The organism is Gemmatimonas sp. (assembly GCF_046594945.1).
Taxonomy (GTDB): Bacteria; Gemmatimonadota; Gemmatimonadetes; order Gemmatimonadales; family Gemmatimonadaceae; genus Gemmatimonas.
On sequence record NZ_JBKJRB010000151.1, the window covers coordinates 24,317 to 40,598 of the forward strand.

The 16,282-nt window shown below is 66.2% G+C and carries 14 protein-coding genes; 5 read left to right on the plus strand and 9 right to left on the minus strand.

Going from position 1 to position 16,282, the window contains the following annotated elements:
• Positions 1-81: 81 nt before the first annotated feature.
• The 9 genes from ACLL97_RS17960 to ACLL97_RS18000 all read right to left on the minus strand — a co-directional run bounded on the left by ACLL97_RS17960 (position 82) and on the right by ACLL97_RS18000 (position 11,135).
• Positions 82-504 carry a hypothetical protein gene (locus ACLL97_RS17960; protein ID WP_411281851.1) on the minus strand — a complete coding sequence of 141 codons (423 nt, stop codon included), beginning with the start codon at positions 502-504 and terminating at the stop codon, positions 82-84.
• On the minus strand, positions 440-997 hold the full coding sequence (locus tag ACLL97_RS17965) for an SDR family NAD(P)-dependent oxidoreductase (protein WP_411281852.1): 558 nt from the start codon (positions 995-997) through the stop codon (positions 440-442). The genes ACLL97_RS17960 and ACLL97_RS17965 overlap by 65 nt, the downstream gene beginning before the upstream one ends.
• The gene (locus ACLL97_RS17970) at positions 936-1,445 is read right to left on the minus strand and encodes a YybH family protein (RefSeq protein WP_411281853.1); all 510 of its coding nucleotides are present in this window, start codon (positions 1,443-1,445) and stop codon (positions 936-938) included. The genes ACLL97_RS17965 and ACLL97_RS17970 overlap by 62 nt, the downstream gene beginning before the upstream one ends.
• A gap of 29 nt (positions 1,446-1,474) precedes the next feature.
• Complete coding sequence (locus ACLL97_RS17975; RefSeq protein ID WP_411281854.1) at positions 1,475-2,026, minus strand: nuclear transport factor 2 family protein; 552 nt, start codon at positions 2,024-2,026, stop codon at positions 1,475-1,477.
• Complete coding sequence (locus tag ACLL97_RS17980) at positions 2,023-3,405, minus strand: MFS transporter (RefSeq protein ID WP_411281855.1); 1,383 nt, start codon at positions 3,403-3,405, stop codon at positions 2,023-2,025. The genes ACLL97_RS17975 and ACLL97_RS17980 overlap by 4 nt, the downstream gene beginning before the upstream one ends.
• Positions 3,402-5,345: a multicopper oxidase domain-containing protein gene (locus ACLL97_RS17985; RefSeq protein WP_411281856.1), complete on the minus strand. Its 1,944-nt coding sequence runs from the start codon at positions 5,343-5,345 to the stop codon at positions 3,402-3,404. Before ACLL97_RS17985 ends, ACLL97_RS17980 begins: the two co-directional genes overlap by 4 nt.
• 281 nt (positions 5,346-5,626) lie before the next feature.
• Positions 5,627-6,052: a response regulator gene (locus ACLL97_RS17990; protein WP_411281857.1), complete on the minus strand. Its 426-nt coding sequence runs from the start codon at positions 6,050-6,052 to the stop codon at positions 5,627-5,629.
• Between the two features lie 243 nt (positions 6,053-6,295).
• Positions 6,296-10,543: a two-component regulator propeller domain-containing protein gene (locus ACLL97_RS17995; protein ID WP_411281858.1), complete on the minus strand. Its 4,248-nt coding sequence runs from the start codon at positions 10,541-10,543 to the stop codon at positions 6,296-6,298.
• 274 nt (positions 10,544-10,817) lie between these two features.
• The gene (locus tag ACLL97_RS18000) at positions 10,818-11,135 is read right to left on the minus strand and encodes an ATP-binding protein (RefSeq protein ID WP_411281865.1); all 318 of its coding nucleotides are present in this window, start codon (positions 11,133-11,135) and stop codon (positions 10,818-10,820) included.
• Between the two features lie 100 nt (positions 11,136-11,235).
• Between ACLL97_RS18000 and fic the strand changes: the two genes are divergently transcribed.
• The 5 genes from fic to ACLL97_RS18025 form a co-directional block, all read left to right on the plus strand.
• The gene (gene fic, locus ACLL97_RS18005) at positions 11,236-12,420 is read left to right on the plus strand and encodes a protein adenylyltransferase Fic (RefSeq protein ID WP_411281859.1); all 1,185 of its coding nucleotides are present in this window, start codon (positions 11,236-11,238) and stop codon (positions 12,418-12,420) included.
• A 1,162-nt stretch (positions 12,421-13,582) separates the two neighbouring features.
• Entirely contained in the window at positions 13,583-13,747 is a 165-nt protein-coding gene (locus tag ACLL97_RS18010) for a hypothetical protein (RefSeq protein ID WP_411281860.1), read from the plus strand.
• 22 nt (positions 13,748-13,769) lie between these two features.
• Positions 13,770-14,249: a hypothetical protein gene (locus ACLL97_RS18015; protein ID WP_411281861.1), complete on the plus strand. Its 480-nt coding sequence runs from the start codon at positions 13,770-13,772 to the stop codon at positions 14,247-14,249.
• A gap of 769 nt (positions 14,250-15,018) precedes the next feature.
• Positions 15,019-15,771 carry a hypothetical protein gene (locus tag ACLL97_RS18020; RefSeq protein ID WP_411281862.1) on the plus strand — a complete coding sequence of 251 codons (753 nt, stop codon included), beginning with the start codon at positions 15,019-15,021 and terminating at the stop codon, positions 15,769-15,771.
• A 50-nt stretch (positions 15,772-15,821) separates the two neighbouring features.
• On the plus strand, positions 15,822-16,282 hold a 461-nt coding region (locus ACLL97_RS18025; protein WP_411281863.1), incomplete at its 3' end, for a helix-turn-helix domain-containing protein.

Below are 16,282 nucleotides of genomic sequence, written 5' to 3' on the forward strand. Positions count from 1 at the left end.
GCCCCGTAGTTCCCCTCAAACCACGAACGTGGATCGTGTTGTTCTGCGGGGGCCATCGGCCAGGTGTTGTACCACAGCATTCTACAGGGCACGTCCCACGCAGGCGGTTACTGGACGATTTGTCGGGATACAAAGCGGGGTGCAAATACGACCGTCATCGGCAGCGGTGATGTCGCGATGCGCTACGCCATGCGCATGCGCGTTGGACGCACCCTCGACCCACGGCATGGAGAACCACGGCACGCCACCGGCGTCGCCTGCAGCGAGTACGGGCACGATGTTCGGATGCGACAGCCGGGCCGCCGTCAGGATCTCCCGGCGAAACCGTTCGGCCGCGGCGCCGGACAGCATCTCGCCGGGCACCGTCTTGATGACGACGCAGCGACCGAGCGCCGTTTCTGTCGCGAGGAACACGAGCGACATCCCGCCACCGCCAAGCTCACGCTCGAGCGAAAAGGTGCCGGTCAGATCTGCCTGCAGCTGTGCGAGGAAGTCGGGTGTCACTGTCTACGCTCTGTCGTTCATTCGGAACCTGCGGCCTGCTGCTGTCAATGTGGCGCTTATCGCGAGAACACCGTTCCATGTGGAGTTGCCGTGCCAGCGAAGCCCTGAGGCCACGTCTTCCCGGCGACGCGCGCGCCCGCGCGCGTCGCACCCGCATCGCGGCCAGCATCGTCGCCGCCGCGGCGTCGACCGATGCCTTCGAGCACACGTCGAGCTCGAGTACGCGGAGGTCGTTGCCGTCGGCGCTCGCCAGCGCCCGCATGCCGTTGGCGACGCCCGCATGCCTTCCGTCGATGTCACGCATGGTCGCGTACACGCGATCACCGCGTCGTGCCATGCGCTCCCCGACCTCGCGGCCGAAGCCCGAGCTGCAGCCGGTCACCACCACGGTCTTGTGCAATGACACGCTCCCTCGAGGGTGAAGTGATGCGTCAGCGTGCGGCCGGCGCGTGATCGGGGCCGAACGCATCGCGTGCGACACGCCACACACCATCAGCCTCGCGACGATAGACCAGCAGTCCCCATCCGGTGTCCACGATGGGCGTGCCGCCTGCGACCGGCGTGTCGGTGGACGTCCATCGATATCGCTCGTAGGCGTAATCGCCCGCGACGACGAGTTCCTCGACGGGCTTGTCCCAGTTCGTGCGAAAGGCCTTGTAATAGCCATCCACCCACGCGCGAACCGCGGCCTTTCCAACGAGGGGCTTCGCTCCCGCCGCGAGGAAGACCACGTCATCGGTCACCATCGTCGCGAACGAGTCGACCTTGTTGGAGTTGATGACCCGCACGTAGTTCACGTGCGCCTGGTGCGCGGCGGAGTCGCGCGCGGCGGAATCGACGGCGGTCGTGGCTGTAGTGGCCACGGGCACGCCCTCGGCGGACGGCGTGGCCGAGCATGCGGCGAGGAGCACCAGCAGGATCAGGCAGGCAGTTCGTGTCATGGGAGGGGGTTCGTGAGAGGTGAGAAGGATCAGACATCGGCGTCGGCACTCGCTGTGGGCCCGTGCAGCTGCCGCTGGTACTCGGCCTCGTCGTAGTGGCCCCGCGACCGGGTAATGCGTGCGTCGGCAGCGAGGGTCCAGTCTTCGTGGCCAGTGATCCGGACCGCCCGCCCCGTGCCACCGGCACCGGTGTTCGTGCCGGTCCAGATCCAGCTGAAGCGTGCCCCGTTGTCCGTCGGCACTACGTTGTCGAGCCGGACCACCATGTCCGGAAAGGCATCCATGAACGCCGCAACCGTCGCGCGCACGGCCGCGCGGCCCTGCGACGGCGCGCCCGCGTTCACCTGCAGCGACCCATCGTCGGCGTAAAACGCGGCTAGGCGATCCGGGCTCCCGCTGCTCCAGGCAGCGGCGTATCGGACCGCGAGGTCGGTGAGCCCGGCGTCGGCCATGAAAAGGCTCCTCAGGTGGAAGGCGAGCGTGATCGTGGGAGCGAGCGTGGGAGCGAGCATGAGGGTGAGCGTGGGGGTGAGCATGGGGGTGAGCGCGACCACGCCACTCGCGTGGCCACCGGCCGTCACGACACCACCAGCGTGTCTCGGAGCGAACCTGATGGCGCAGGCTGGGCAACCGCGCGACTCTGGATCGTCACGTCGGCGCGGATGCCAAGCCAGAGGACTGCTCCCACCAGCAGGCACACGGCGCCGGACGCGACGGCGACCGTCCACCCGAACGACGCGGCGAGGACGGGCACGAGCATCGCCCCCACGCCTCCGGCGACGTTGCCGCCGGTGTTCATCAGGCCCGTGGCACCCTGTGCCTGGGAACCGGCCATGCGCATGCCCGCCGACCAGTAGGCCGCATCGGAGAACTGCACGCAGCCGAAGCTCGCCGACAAGAGGGCCACGCTCCACAAGGGCGCGGTCGCGAGCGTACCCGCGATCAGCAACGGCGCGCCGAGCACGAGCGCTCCGACGGCAGTCGCACGGCATCCCGTGCGCGGGCCCAGCCGTGCGGAGAGTCGGTCGCAGGCGATCCCGCCGGCCAGCGAGGCGACGCCGCCGACCGTCCACTGCGCGGCGAGGAAGTACCCAGCCGTGGTCGCCGGCACGTGGCGGATCTCGGTGAGGTAGTAGTAGAACCAGTTGAAGAACAGATAGAAGACGTAGTTCGAGCAGAAGTAGCTCGCTGTGAGCAGGAGCAATTCGCGATCGGCGAGGAGACGTGTCCACCCGACCGGCGCCTCGCGCGCCGCTGCACCGCGCCCACTGGTGATCAGCGCTTCCTCCAAGCGATTCACCCCGCGATGCGTCGATGGCTCGTCGCGGTAGTCACGCCACCAGATCGCCGCCAGCAGCAGACCAAGGGGGGCGACAAGGAAGAACGACTGCCGCCAGCCGAGGGTGAGAACGAGCCACGTCACACCGGGCCCGACGAGGGCCGCGCCGACCGTCGTCCCCGCGGTGGAAAGACTGTTGCCGAGGGCCCAGTGCCTTGCCGGAAGCCAGGCGAACATCGAACCGCCGCACGTCACTGGGAACAGCGGCGCCTGCACGGCGCCCTGTGCCGCGCGAAGGATCACGAGCAGGGCGACAGCCACGAGCACCGGGAGCCCGCGCGGCACTGACGCCATGAGCGCCGTCGTCGCGAACCAGGCGATGAAGAGCGCCGTCATCGCACGGCGTGGTCCGAAGCGATCACCGAGCATTCCACCCGGCACCTGACAGAGGGCGTACGTCCACGCGAACGCGCCGAGGATGAGCCCCAGCTGCGTCTCGCTCAGGCCGAGGTCGCGCATCATCGTGGGTGCGGCGACCGACATGTTGAACCGCAGCACGTAGGCGACGAGACTCGCGAGGACGATCCAGGCCACGATGCGCCAGCGCACGGATGTCGCGCGTTCGCCGCCGGCGTGCACGCTGCCGACCGACATCGCCTGCGCCCCGCGTGCGTCGATCATCGTCCCGCCGCGACCGCGCGCGCGCGAACGTCCACCGGAAGGGCGATGCGCTGCCCGCCCTCGATCCACACTTCCAGCACCATGCGGCCGGGCTGCGTGGGAACGTAGGTGAAGTCCGCGGTCTCGCCCGGCCCCATGCGCATCACCGCCGGCTGCACGCGTCTGAGCGCCGTGGGCAGGTCGGCGCCGTCGCGCGCGAGCGGATGCCAGCGCGCCACCTCGGTGTTCGTGCCGAAGCGGAAGTTCAGGAGCTCGTCGGCGTGAATGCTCACGATTCGCACACGGTTCGTTTCACCCACTGTCATGCGCAGCGGCTCCGGCGAAACGCTGCCGTTCACGAGCAGGAACGTAGGCGCCTGCTTGTGAAACACCGGCAACCCGCCGCCTCCGGCGACCACGAGGTGATCGCGCGCGAGGTCGCGCGGCGCGTCGCTGACGATGATCGCGCCGTACATCCCCGACCCGATCTGCCGCAGCTCGTGCAGGTGCGAGTGATACGGGAACGTGCCGCTGCGCGGCGGCGTGAACTCCGCGACGAACGTCTCACCCGGCGGGATCGGTGGCATGATGCGCTCGCCAATACCGCTGAATCCCGGCACCCCGTCCGGGAAACTCTCGATCTCGAGCCCGTGCCAGTGCACGCCACTCGGCTCATCGAGGTTGTTGCGCACGACGATGCGCACCGGCTGGCCGCGCCGGAGCTCGAGCGTCGGACCGGGGAGCTGCACGGAGTCGCGCGACGGTGCTGCGTCGCCGCGCTGCACGACGAAACCGTATGCCGTCTGTCCACCCACCAAACCGTTCGGCCGCTTCTGGATCAGCAGGTCGATCGTGCGCGCGTTCGCGACGCCAACCCCCTTGTAGCTCGGCGCTGGCGTGACGTGCATCCCGATGACGAGACCGCGCATGGTGTGACCGCCCGGGCCATCGTGCGCGGGCATTGCGTGCTCACCGTTCGCCGCCGGCAGCACGTACGGGTCCGGCGAACCGTGCAGGCTCACGATGTCGCCGACATGACCGGCGAAATGACAGTGGAACACCCAGTTGCCCGGCGTGGTCGGCACGAACGCGAGCGAGAGCGACCCGCCAACGGGTACCGTCCGCATGTTCTGCAGCGGTTGCAGTGCCGGTGGCACGACGGTGTCAACCCGCGCGCCACCGTGTCGCGCGACGCGGAAGTAGAACCCGTGCAAGTGCAACGGGTGCACGACGGCGGACGCGTTGATGATGCGGAAGTGCACCGAGTCGCCCTGCCGGAACGTGAGGCGCTCGTTGTACGGCCATGCCTTGCCGTTGAAGGTCAGCGCAGCGTCGAAGCTCCCGCTCTTGGGGAACGGGTGGAACCATTCCGTGATGAGCCAGACCCGCTCCTGCGCCGTGTCGGGCAGTGCACCCGCCGCATCGACGACCAATGCGCCGGTGAGCTGCCCGTCGAGCCATTCACGGTCGTCGTTCGACCTGCGGCCGGCGAGCGCGCCCCAGTAGAAGTAGTTCCCAGTGCGATCCAGCCGAAACGTGAGCTCGCGCGTCGCGCCCGGCGCGATCTGCAGTGTGTCGCGCTCGGCGGGCATGGAGCGGCGGAGCCCGCCCAGCGTGATTGCGGAGTCGGAGCGGTTGCGCACCGAGAGCCGCACGGTCGTCCCGACAGGCGCCCGAAGCAGCGGCCCCGGCACCTCGGGCGCCTTGTCCCGCTCGGCGAAGGCGAGCGTGCGCACGACGGGATCGTGCGCGCCCTCCGGCTGGTACGCCGCCTCAACAATGTCGAGCGACAGCGTGAGCGTATCGCGCACCCGCGTGCCAGCGGGATGTCGATTCTGGTTGACGCGCGCGAGCGGTGCGTTCGCGACAGGACGCGGCAGCGGTTCGCGCGCGGTGGGTGGTACGACTGACTCCTGCATCTGCGGCGCGAGCACCAGCAGCAGCGCGTATAGATTCAACATGGCTATGGTTGGTTGGGATGAGAACGAGTCTTCGGCATTCGGCTGTGGGAAGTCCGTGCACACGATGTTCGGGAAGCGCCGGAAGCAGTGTGCATTCAGCCTACGGCCGCCACGAACTCCGCTTCCCGCGCCCGAGCGCGGGCCACGCCCCCCACGAAATCGTCGCGCCCGCGCAGCCCGTTGTAGCAGGGCGAGATCCGCCGTAGTAGTCCGCGACGTAGAATCCCGTCGTCACGGCGCGCGCCGACCCGCGGCGGCAGTTGAGACGTCCAGGGCGAGCGTCACGGAGAGCGCTCCTCGGTCCGCGCCGCCGCCGAGCGCGGGGGGAGCGCCGCGAGGGCGGCCAACAGCTGCGCCGCGTTGAACGGCTTGGTCAGGAAGCCGTGGGCCGGGTTGTCGCTCGTGGTCACGCCCATGGTGTCGGCCACGCGCCCGTCGCCGCCGATGAGCAGGACCGCGACGTGGCCGAGCGCCGGGTCATCACGGATGGCACGCGCGAGGCGGCGTCCGTCGAGCGCCTGGATCGCGACATCGCTGATCACGAGATCCACTGCGCCCGTGCGCACCGCGCGCAGCGCCTCGAGTCCGTCGCCCGCCTCGACAATGCGCGCGACCGGGGACGCGTGGTGCCGGAGGCAGCCGCGCAGGTAGTACCGCATGTCCGGGTCGCCGTCGACGAGCAGTACAGTCAGCGGCTGAACGTCCATGGCGAAATGGTCCTGACGGGATGAAACGTGGGCATCGATGCGAAACCGGGAACCGAGGAGTGACGTGCACGCCTCGAGCGGCTGCTGGTTGCCCTACCATGCGCCGAACCGCCCCACAGCACCGAGCGCTCAGGTCGCGGGGTCATGCGCGTACGTCACATGCGACGTAGGCGCAACGATGTGCGACCCTGACGCATGCGCCCGCCTCCGACCAGGCCGGACCCGGGGGTCCGGAAAAGCGAGTCAGCCCCCTTCGCTGCCCGCCGTGGGCACCAGCGGCGCCGGTTTCGTTGCGCCGGGGACGAGCGATCGAGCGCGCCAACCCGACGGCCTCTTCCCGTGTAGCGCCTGAAACGCGTTCGAGAAATGCGCGACGCTCTTGAACCCCACCGCGTACGCCACCTCGGCCACCGAGCCGGCACCCGCGTCGAGCAGTTCGGCCGCCCGCTCGAGCCGCATCCGCCGAATGAGCTCGGACGGCGTCTCACCCCACTGCTCGCGCAACCGGCGATGTAGGTTGCCACGACTCTGCGCGACGGCCGCGGCCAGTCGTTCCACGGAGAACCCCTCGTCTCCGAGGTTCGCTGCGATCGCCGCCCGCACCTGGTCGAGCAGGCGATGGTCGGCCGGGATGACGGCGGCCTGCTCTGCGTCGGCGGATGCTGAAGGCATGAGCTGGTTAACGCCGATGCTCGTCCCTGCGTAGCGCTCCCGCAATCGGCGGCGCATCGCGATCGTGTTCGCGATGCGCGCGATCAGCTCCGGCACGTCGAACGGCTTCGTGAGATAGTCATCGGCGCGCTCGGTCAGCCCGGCGAGCCGGTCCTCCGCCTCCGCCCGCGCCGTGAGCAGGATGACGGGCAGGAAGTCGGTTTCTGGATCGGACTTGAGGGCGCGGCAGAGCGCGTAGCCATCCATGACCGGCATCATCACGTCGGAGAGCACGAGGTCGGGCAGGTACCGGCGCGCTAGCTCGAGCCCCTGCTGCCCGTCCGCCGCTTCGAGCACCCGGTACGGGGGCGAAAGGTGCCGGGACACGTACGCGCGGATCTCGGCGTTGTCGTCCACCACCAGCACCGTCGTCACGTCGTCCGCGTCTGCCATCGCTTCTGTGCCGGACACTGCGGCCTCGATGGCCAGGGAGTCGGCTGGCATGAGCATCGGTCGCGCGCGCGGCACCCACGGCGCCGCGGCGCCGTCGTCGGCCATGGGCTCCGGAGGCAAATGCGTGCTCCCGGTCGGCAGCGTCACCACGAACGTGCTCCCGAACCCCTCTTCGCTCTTGACGGTGATCGATCCCCCGTGGCGGAGCACCAGCTCGCGCGCCAGCGCCAGCCCGATCCCCGTGCCGGGGTGCGCACCCGCAGTCGACGCTGCCCGATGAAAGCGATCGAACACCAGATCGACATCGGCGGCCGGGATGCCAGGACCGTTGTCGCGCACGGTGATGAGCGCCGTGCCGTCGCCGGGGGCGAGGATCACGCGTACCGTGCCGCCGTCCGGCGTAAACTTGAACGCGTTCGCGAGCAGGTTCGACAGGGCACGCTCCAGCAGCTCGGGGTCACCGACCGCGACGATCGACTCTGCGGGCACCTGGATGTCGTAGGCGATCGCCTTGCGCTCGGCGAGCGGCAGGAACGAGCGCGCCACGTCGTCGACGAACGGGCCGAGGTCGAGACGCCGCGCACGCACGGTCACGCGCCCTGCTTCAGCGCGTGCGAGTTCGAGGATTTCGTTGATCAGGTCGAGCACACGCGCCGCGTTGCGGCGTGCGAGATCCACCTGCTCCACCGCCGACGGCGACAGCGGGCCGTGCGCGCCGGCGAGGAGATCGTCGAGAGGTCCGAGCGTGAGCGTGAGCGGCGTGCGGAACTCATGGCTCACGTTCGCGAACAGCTGGCTGCGCGCGCGGTCGAGGCGCCGGAGCTGCTCCGTCTCCATGTGTTCGACCTCAAGGCGACTCGCCAGCCGCAACCGGCCGACCTCATAGCGGCGGGCGACCACGAGTAGCGCCAGCGCAATCGAGGAATACAGTGCGTACGCCCACCAGGTGCGCCACCACGGCGGCGTGATGATGATTACGAGCGACGTGCCCTGCCGGTTCCATACACCGTCGTTGTTGCTCGCGCGCACCTGGAACGTGTAGCGGCCCGGCGGCAGGTTGGTGAACGTCGCCGCACGCACGGCGCCCGCTTCGAACCAGTCATCGTTGAAGCCGACCATGCGATATGCGAACCGGTTCTTTGCCGGCGCCGAGTACTCGAGCGCCGCGAACTCGAACGTGAGCACCGCATCGCGATACGAGAGACGTAGCGTGTCGGTCTCCGAGATTGTCGCGAGGAGCGCCGTCCCGCTGTCGCGGACCGTCTCGTAGCGGTTGCCCCGCCGAAAGCCCGTAATCGCGACGGCGGGCGCGTGCGGATTGTCCGTCACCGCTTCCGGGCGGAAATAGCTGAAGCCTTTGGTACCACCGAAGAAGAGCTCTCCGTTGCGACTGCGGAAGGCGGCGCCCGAATTGAACTCGTTGCCCTGCAGCCCGTCGTTCGCATCGTAGTTCCGGAACTGTCCAGTCGTCGGATCGAAGCGCGAGATCCCCTTGTTCGTGCTGATCCACAGCCGGCCGCTACGGTCCGGGAGCACGCCGTACACCACGTTGTTGGGCAGGCCGTTGCGTTCCGTGAGCGCGGTGAACGTGTTGGAGTCGAGATCGAGACGATTGAGTCCACCGCCCGCGGTGCCGACCCACAGGTATCGATCGGGGCGTCGCGGATCGGGGAGGATCGCGCGGAGCGCATCGTTGCTCAGGCTCCGCGGATCGCGCGGGTCATGGCGGTAGTGCCGGAGCGCGCCCGTGCGCGGATCGAACCGCGTGAGCCCCTGATCGGACCCGAGCCACAGGGCGCCCTGCGCGTCCTGTATCGTCGACGGGAAGATCCAGCGGCGCTGTGTCGCGACCGTCTTGTGGCGCCACGTCTCGAAGCGGCCGCGCACCGGATCGGCGAGTCGTGCGAGGAAGTTCTCCGTCACCGCCCACACGGCGCCCTCGCGGTCGCGGAACACGTCGTAGACGGTCTGCTCCGGCAGTCCGGCCGAGTCTCGCGGATCGTGCCGGTACAGTCGCGATCGACCCGTCGCGATCTCGTGGCGATACAGGCCCTGGTACGTCGCCGCCCAGAGAAACCCGCGTGGGTCTTCAATGACCGACCAGACACCTGTATTGCCGAAGTCGTTCGGCCGGTCGGACGTGGTCTCGAAACTCCGGAGTGCGCCCGTGGAACGGTTCCACGTGTACAACAGCCCGGCGTCAATCCAGAGCGTGCCCGTGCGATCCTCGAACAGCGTATACACACTGAACCCCGACAGACGCGACAGAGACGTCTCGGGGCGACGGAACGTGTGGAACCGATCCGCCTTCGGATCGTGCACGCTGATGCCGTAGCCGTTCGTGCCCACCCAGAGCACATCGGACCGGTCGCGATAGATGGCGGTCGGGAGGTTGCTGTTGATGCTCGCGGCGTCCTGCGCCTCGTGGCGATAGTACGTGAACGCGCCGGTCGCGGGATCGAGTCGCATCAGCTCCGAGCGCGTCGTCATCCAGAGCGACCCCGCGCGGTCCACGGCGAGTCCGATCGCCTCGCCCCAGCCGAAACGGAAGGAGCGGTACCGGTGGTAGTAGCGTCGTGTGCCGGTTCGTGCGGAATCGAGCACGCTCACACCGGCGCGCGAGCCGACCCAAAGTCGGCCGCCCGCATCCTCGTGCAGTGCGGAGACCGACGGGTCGATCGCGCCACCGGGTGCTTCGAGGCCGCCGCTCACGCGCGCGAAGGTCACGGTGCGGCCGTCGGATGTCGCTCGCCGAGCGAGCCCAGAATCGGTGCCGACCCACAGCTCACCACGCCGGTCGACGAGCACCGCCCGCACTCGGCCGCCGCCGATGCTCGACGGATCGGTGGGAGAGTGCGCAAACCGCTCGACGACGACCGGCCCGGCGCTCCCGGCGCTCAGGCGGAACAGGCCCTCCGCGCCCGCAGCCACCCAGACGTTGCCGTCGTGGTCCTCCGCAAATCCGGAGACGTCCTGGGTCGGACTCGACGCGACGTGTTCGAACCGCTCGCGGATGCGGTCGAAGCGATCGACGCCGCCGTGTGAGCCGACCCAGAGCCGCCGCCGGCTGTCCTCGAACAGTGCAGTGATTTCACTGCCGGAAACCGAGGTCGAATCTGCGGCGTCGTGGCGGAAGACCACGAACTCGTGTCCATCATATCGATTCAGTCCGTCCTTGGTGCCGAACCACATGAAGCCGCGGCGGTCCTGGACGATGGACGAGATCGCGCTCTGCGACAGCCCGTCGGCGATGGTGAGGTGGCGGAATGCGACACGGTCCTGCGCGGCGAGCGACGCAACGGTCGCATGACACGCAGCGAGGATCGCGAGTAGTCGGAAGGCGACGAGGCCGCGTGCACGATTCGGCGGCACAGGCGTCGGACGCACGCCCGTGCGAGGTCTGGGCGCGCAGAAAAGTCGACCAGCGACGTGCACAGTGCGGTTTGGCAGGAAGCGAGGGGCGAAGCACGAGCTAGAGGCCCGATGCGACCGGCACGCCACTACCAGGTATCGAGCGGTCGAGGGCGCGCTCCGACCTCGGGGTGGGACGAAACGTTCCAGCGCCCGGATCATGCGGGACGGGGGTGCAGAGCGCCGTGTTGAGTGTGGTGCCGCGATTGGGGCATGTCAAGCGACATCAGGAAGTGACCCCTTCACGACATCAGGAAGTGACCCCTTGGGGTGAGGGTGAGGGTGAGGGTGCGGTGTGCTGATCGTGTTGCCGGTGCGCCGTCAGGAGCCCGGCCCGGCGCTTGTCCTTGAGCCGATAGCGCTCGCTGCGGATCGTGATGACGTGACTATGATGCAGACCGCGGGTCGAGGATCGCAGTCGCAGGTAGCCCAGCTCGTCGATGATGAGCAGTTCCGGTTTGGCAACGTGCCGCAGCTTCTCGTCGAGCTGCCCCTGCGTGTGCGCTTTGACGAGCTGCGCGATCTGCGTGGTCGCGCTGGTGAACACGACCGTGTAACCGGCAGTGATCGCCGCGCGAGCCCGATTGCCATGTCGATCCGCCGCGCATCCTTCGGCGCGATCTCACACTCGCAGAGATAGCCGACGGTTTCCACGTGCGTCAGCTCGCGTGCTCGGCACGGCACCGGTTCCAGACGAACTTCCCGACGCGTATGGGCACGGCGACGCCGACGAAGCGGCATGGCGGCCCGATCGGCCAAACATCACGCTTCCGAACCTCCCTCCTCGCGCCGACGTCGAGACCAAGGCGGTGCTCAAACAATGCATCACCGCCCGAGCGTCACTCGCCGAGCTGCGGCAAGCGGCCGAACTCATCCCGAATCAGTCTGTCCTGATTGGTACGTTACCGCTGCTCGAAGCCGGGGCCAGCTCCGAAATCGAAAACATCGTCACGACCGCGGATCGACTGTTCCAACATGTGAGCGATGACGCACACGCGGACACTGCTACCAAGGAAGCACTACGCTACAGCCGCGCGCTCTTCGACGGCTTCCGCGCACTTTCTGCGCACCCACTGACCACGCGCACTGCCGAACTGATCTGCAGCCGCATCAAAGGCGTGGAGATGACCGTGCGGCGACTTCCCGGCACAGCGCTCGCGAATCAGGCGAGTACAGAGGTCGTGTACACCCCACCGGAAGGCGAGCCCCTTCTGCGCCAAAAGCTCACGAACTGGGAGCGCTTCATGCACGAGGCGACCGACCTGGATCCGCTGATCCGCATGGCTATCGGACACTACCAATTCGAGGCGATCCACCCGTTCACCGACGGCAACGGAAGAACGGGGCGAGTGCTCAACAGCCTCTTTCTCAATGAGCAGGATCTGCTGACGCTGCCCATTCTCTACCTCAGCCGCTACATCAACAACAGCAAGTCGGAGTACTACCGGCTGCTGCAACGCGTCACGAGTCACGGCCACTGGGAATCATGGTTGCTGTACATGCTGCGAGGCGTTCACGAAACCGCTCAATGGACCACCGCGAAGATCGCGGCCATCCGTGCGCTCAGGGCGCATACCGTCGAGTACGTAACGCGCGAACTTCCCAAGATCTACAGCCGCGAACTCGTGGAAATGATCTTCGACCTTCCCTACTGTCGCATCAGCAACGTCATCGAGCGCAGTATCGCGAAGCGGCAAACAGCATCGGTGTATTTAAAGCAGCTAACATCGATCGGCGTGCTGACCACGGAATCGGTGTCAAAGGAAAAGCTCTTCGTGCATCCGAAACTCATGCTGCTGCTAACGCAGGACCGAAACGAATTTGCGCGCTATCCGGGGTTTGAAATACGGTAAGCGACTCGCCCGCAGGCGTATGCCCCACCGCGCCAACGCGAGTCCACGCGAGCTGTGGCGCACACCGCCCTCGCCCAGGCGGGCGCGGCCGAGGGTGTCCCAAAGCCGCCTCTGCGTGGGGGGCGCAATCTACCCGGCGAGCCACCACGCCCGACCCCCCGCGCAGGAAGCGGCGACTGGGACACCCTCGGCCGCGCCCAGCCCCCGCGCACCACGATCCATCAACAGCACACCGCGATTACGAGCGCACCAACTTCTTGTACTTGATCCGCGTCGGCATATCCGCATCCGGTCCCTTCCGCCGCTTCAAGTCCTCGATGTACGCGCCGTAGTTCCCCTCAGCCTACGGCGTGTAGCGGTGCATTGGGTCGCTTCCCTCTGTGGGATCGAGGCTGCCCCTCTCCAGTGGTCCAGTTGTGACAACGAATGTGACAAATTGGGCGCGCTGTTCACCGCCGGAATGCGGCAGACCGCCTTCCCTAGCCGACCGTAGGGACCACGAGCCGTGCCGCGCCTCGGATTACGGAATGGCCGACGATTGTCAGAGTGGAGCGTTATCCTCCCCTCAACTTCAGGAGTGCCAATGTCCGACAGTCTAGTCTCGACAAAGAACGCGTACAGAGAGTTGCTTGCGACGTTGGCGTCGCAGCCTGGCCAGTTCGGCCAATTGGTTCTCAGCTTTGCGAGGACCGGCAGCCAGTGGAACCGAGAGCTGATGGTCTGCGGTCGGGCACCAAACGGACTCGACGCCAAGGACGAGATTACCGTCCAGGATCTCAGCACACGCGAAGCGCGTGAGCGACGAATCGAGCGCTGGGAGAGGTCGACAGATCATCAGGACCTCGACTGGGTCGCAAAATACTGGGCGACTCCTATTCACGGATACTACACGCGCCGTTCCGCCTTCTGGCGGGTGGCGAGGCAGGTGGCCCGTCAAGTGTGCGCTCCACGCTTTGACGACGCAGTTTGGTCCTCATCCCTCGCGTGGACCAACCTGTATCACGTCGCCCCACTCATAAGCGGAAACCCAGGGTCACGTCTCATCGGCCTTCAAGCGGCCGCCTGCGCGCGTCTACTCGAGAGCGACGTGGCGCGATTGGGCTCGAAGCGGCTCCTCGTTATGGCTGGCCACGACTGAGCCGCGCCGTTCTTAACGCACGGCATGACCTGGCATCCCGACGAGGCGTTCGTGCAGGGCTCCGGTCGATGGACGCTTCCGAACGGACAACGGGTCGCAGTGGTCGTTGCGAGGCATCCGCAGGGTAAGCGTGAAGGCCCGATGGTCAGCGCCGTGGTCAAGGCGTTTGACACGCTCGGACTCGCCTGATCCCCTTCGGCCCAGTCATCGCATGATCACGCACGCCCTCTCCTTTCTCGTCGATGCGGACGCCCCGTGGCGGGCACGCGCCTCAGTCACACTGTCCGACGCATTTCAAGCGGCAGCTCTGTCCGGTGTGTCGGCCTCGCTGCAGAGCACGGAGGTCTCACTGGTGCACCCGGAGACCATCGAGTTCCACGGGGATGCGCCGACCATGCTGGTCGTGCGCGAGCTCCACGGCCAGGCGGCTGTGGCGGGCGGTACGGCAAGACAGATCGACGACAGCGTATTTGAGGTGGTCGTCCCCCGCTCGAAGTCCGTGATCTCCTTCGTGCTCGTCCTCTCCGCCGGTGACGCAGAGATCGAGCTCCCGATAGCGGCGGGGAACGTTGCGGCCATTCAGATACTCGGCTGGGGGCTCGCCGCCGCAGGTGCTCGCACCGAAGTCAGCGTCGGCGGACAACAGCTCGCCGAAGCGCTGAGGCAACTGGCACCAACGCGAAGATCGTAATGCCGATCAGGACTGCTACTCGTCAGGACTCGGCGAGTAGATGAAATGAGCGCCGCGAAAGTGCGCCTTCAGCGCCACGAGCGATGGGAGAGTGTTCGTCCCCCACATCTTGGTAAAGGCGTACCTGCGACCGTCAGCTTGAAGCGGCTCGTCGCTCTCGCACATGCAGCGAGTTACGTCGACGCGTCTTTCACCATTCGACTTTGACTGCTCGACGGATTGGCGAAATCCCTTTGAGTACACTTCGCGGTCCACTTGTATCCAGGGACGGGTGTACAGTAGCAACGGCTTAATCTCTGCCGCCCTCTTGCCCAGACCTTCGACATAGTATGACACCACCGGATTGAACAGCCGACGTTTCCGCAGGAGCGTGAAGCGGTTGCCTCATGGTCAACGCGCGCCAAGTCCCTCGTCAGGATCCCCTCGGCGCCTCCGCTACGCGGCTTCTCACACACATCTCGCTCGCCTCGCGTACCGGGATGACTTGATCGACCCGACGCAACAGCTTTTCGTAGAGTCTGAATGGCTGAAGGTACACAGCGAATATCGAGGGTGCGCTCATTTAGCCATCACGGATTTCATCAGCTCTCGGCGTCGCATTTCACTTACGATTGCGAGACACGTTCGTTGACCGTTCAAGCACTCGAAGAGTTCTCAGGAGGAACACGACGAGCACCGACATTGTGGAGTCCGCTAAGACTCAAATCTATTTCCGATATTCTTTGACATTGACAACCTCAGGAACCGCCACGATACTGAGCGCGCGGTAGTGACTCTGGTGCTCAATGGTCGATGTGTCGAATCAATTTGCCATGCACTTGGGGGCGGCGGTTTGCTCGATTTGCACCTTTGCAAAACGAGGATGTCATTTTCCATTACCGGAGTAGATGAGATGAGATTGCGGATTCAGCAGGTCAGCATGTCGGCTATCATGCTATGTGCGGCAGTGGGATGCAGTGATTCGGGAATCCTCGCGGCTGACGATCGGCGCGATCAACCCGAGCGCGTCAGAGCAACTAGCTACCAGCAGTCTCCCGGAGTTTTCGTGCTTCACGATAACGGGACGGGACAAGACTTTCGGTTGGATCTGCCAGCGGGTGTGCTGACCGCAAGCGGCACTCCCAACGAACGGATTCTGCTGAGCAATGAGCAGCTGCCGCTTTTCGCGACATACTTTCAGGAGCGAATCGAAGCTGACAGTATGGTCTTGGATCTTGAATTGGCGGCATCAGAATGGTCGCCGCCAGACCCAGACTGCGGTCCTGTCCTCGCCGACGAAATACCGGACTGCGAGCAACCGATGAGAGGAGCCGCTGGCGCAACCTCGGCGCTTCCCTGGGTTCAGTACGGCGGGATTCCAACGATGAAGTTGGACGCGTCTGGCTTCAAATACATGAAGCCGCAAGCGAGCCTTTCGACTGCAACATTGTCAAGCTTCACGGGGTACGATCCGTGCGCTGATGTCCTCAACGCGATAGTACCGAGCAAACTGACGTACAATGAGTCACGGGCACTAGTGTAGTGCGTCATAAATAGCTTTACATATTGACTCATTGGCGCTATACTGCGTTCATGAGTCGACAGGCTGCGCCCATCGAGTTGAGCTCCGACGAAGACGCGACGTTGTTGGCGTGGGGGCGCAGTCGGACCCTGCCGCTGCGCCAGGTACAGCGCGCGCAGATCGTGCAGCTCGCGGCCGCCGGCATGGACAGCCAGGATATCGCCACCACGCTCGGTGTGTCGCGCCCGACCGTGCAATTGTGGCGGCAGCGGTTTCTGGCGTTGCGCCTGCGCGGGTTGGAGAAGGACGCGCCGCGCCCTGGTCGGTTGGCGCAGATCACCGAGCCGCAAGTGCAGGCCGTCTTGGAGGCGACGCTGCACACCACGCCGCCGAACGCGACCCATTGGAGCACGCGCACGATGGCGCAGGCCCAAGGCCTCAGTGAAGCGACGGTCCGGCGCATCTGGCAGCGTCACCAACTGAAGCCGCACTTGACGAAGACGTTCAAGTTGAGCCGGGACAAGGCGTTCGT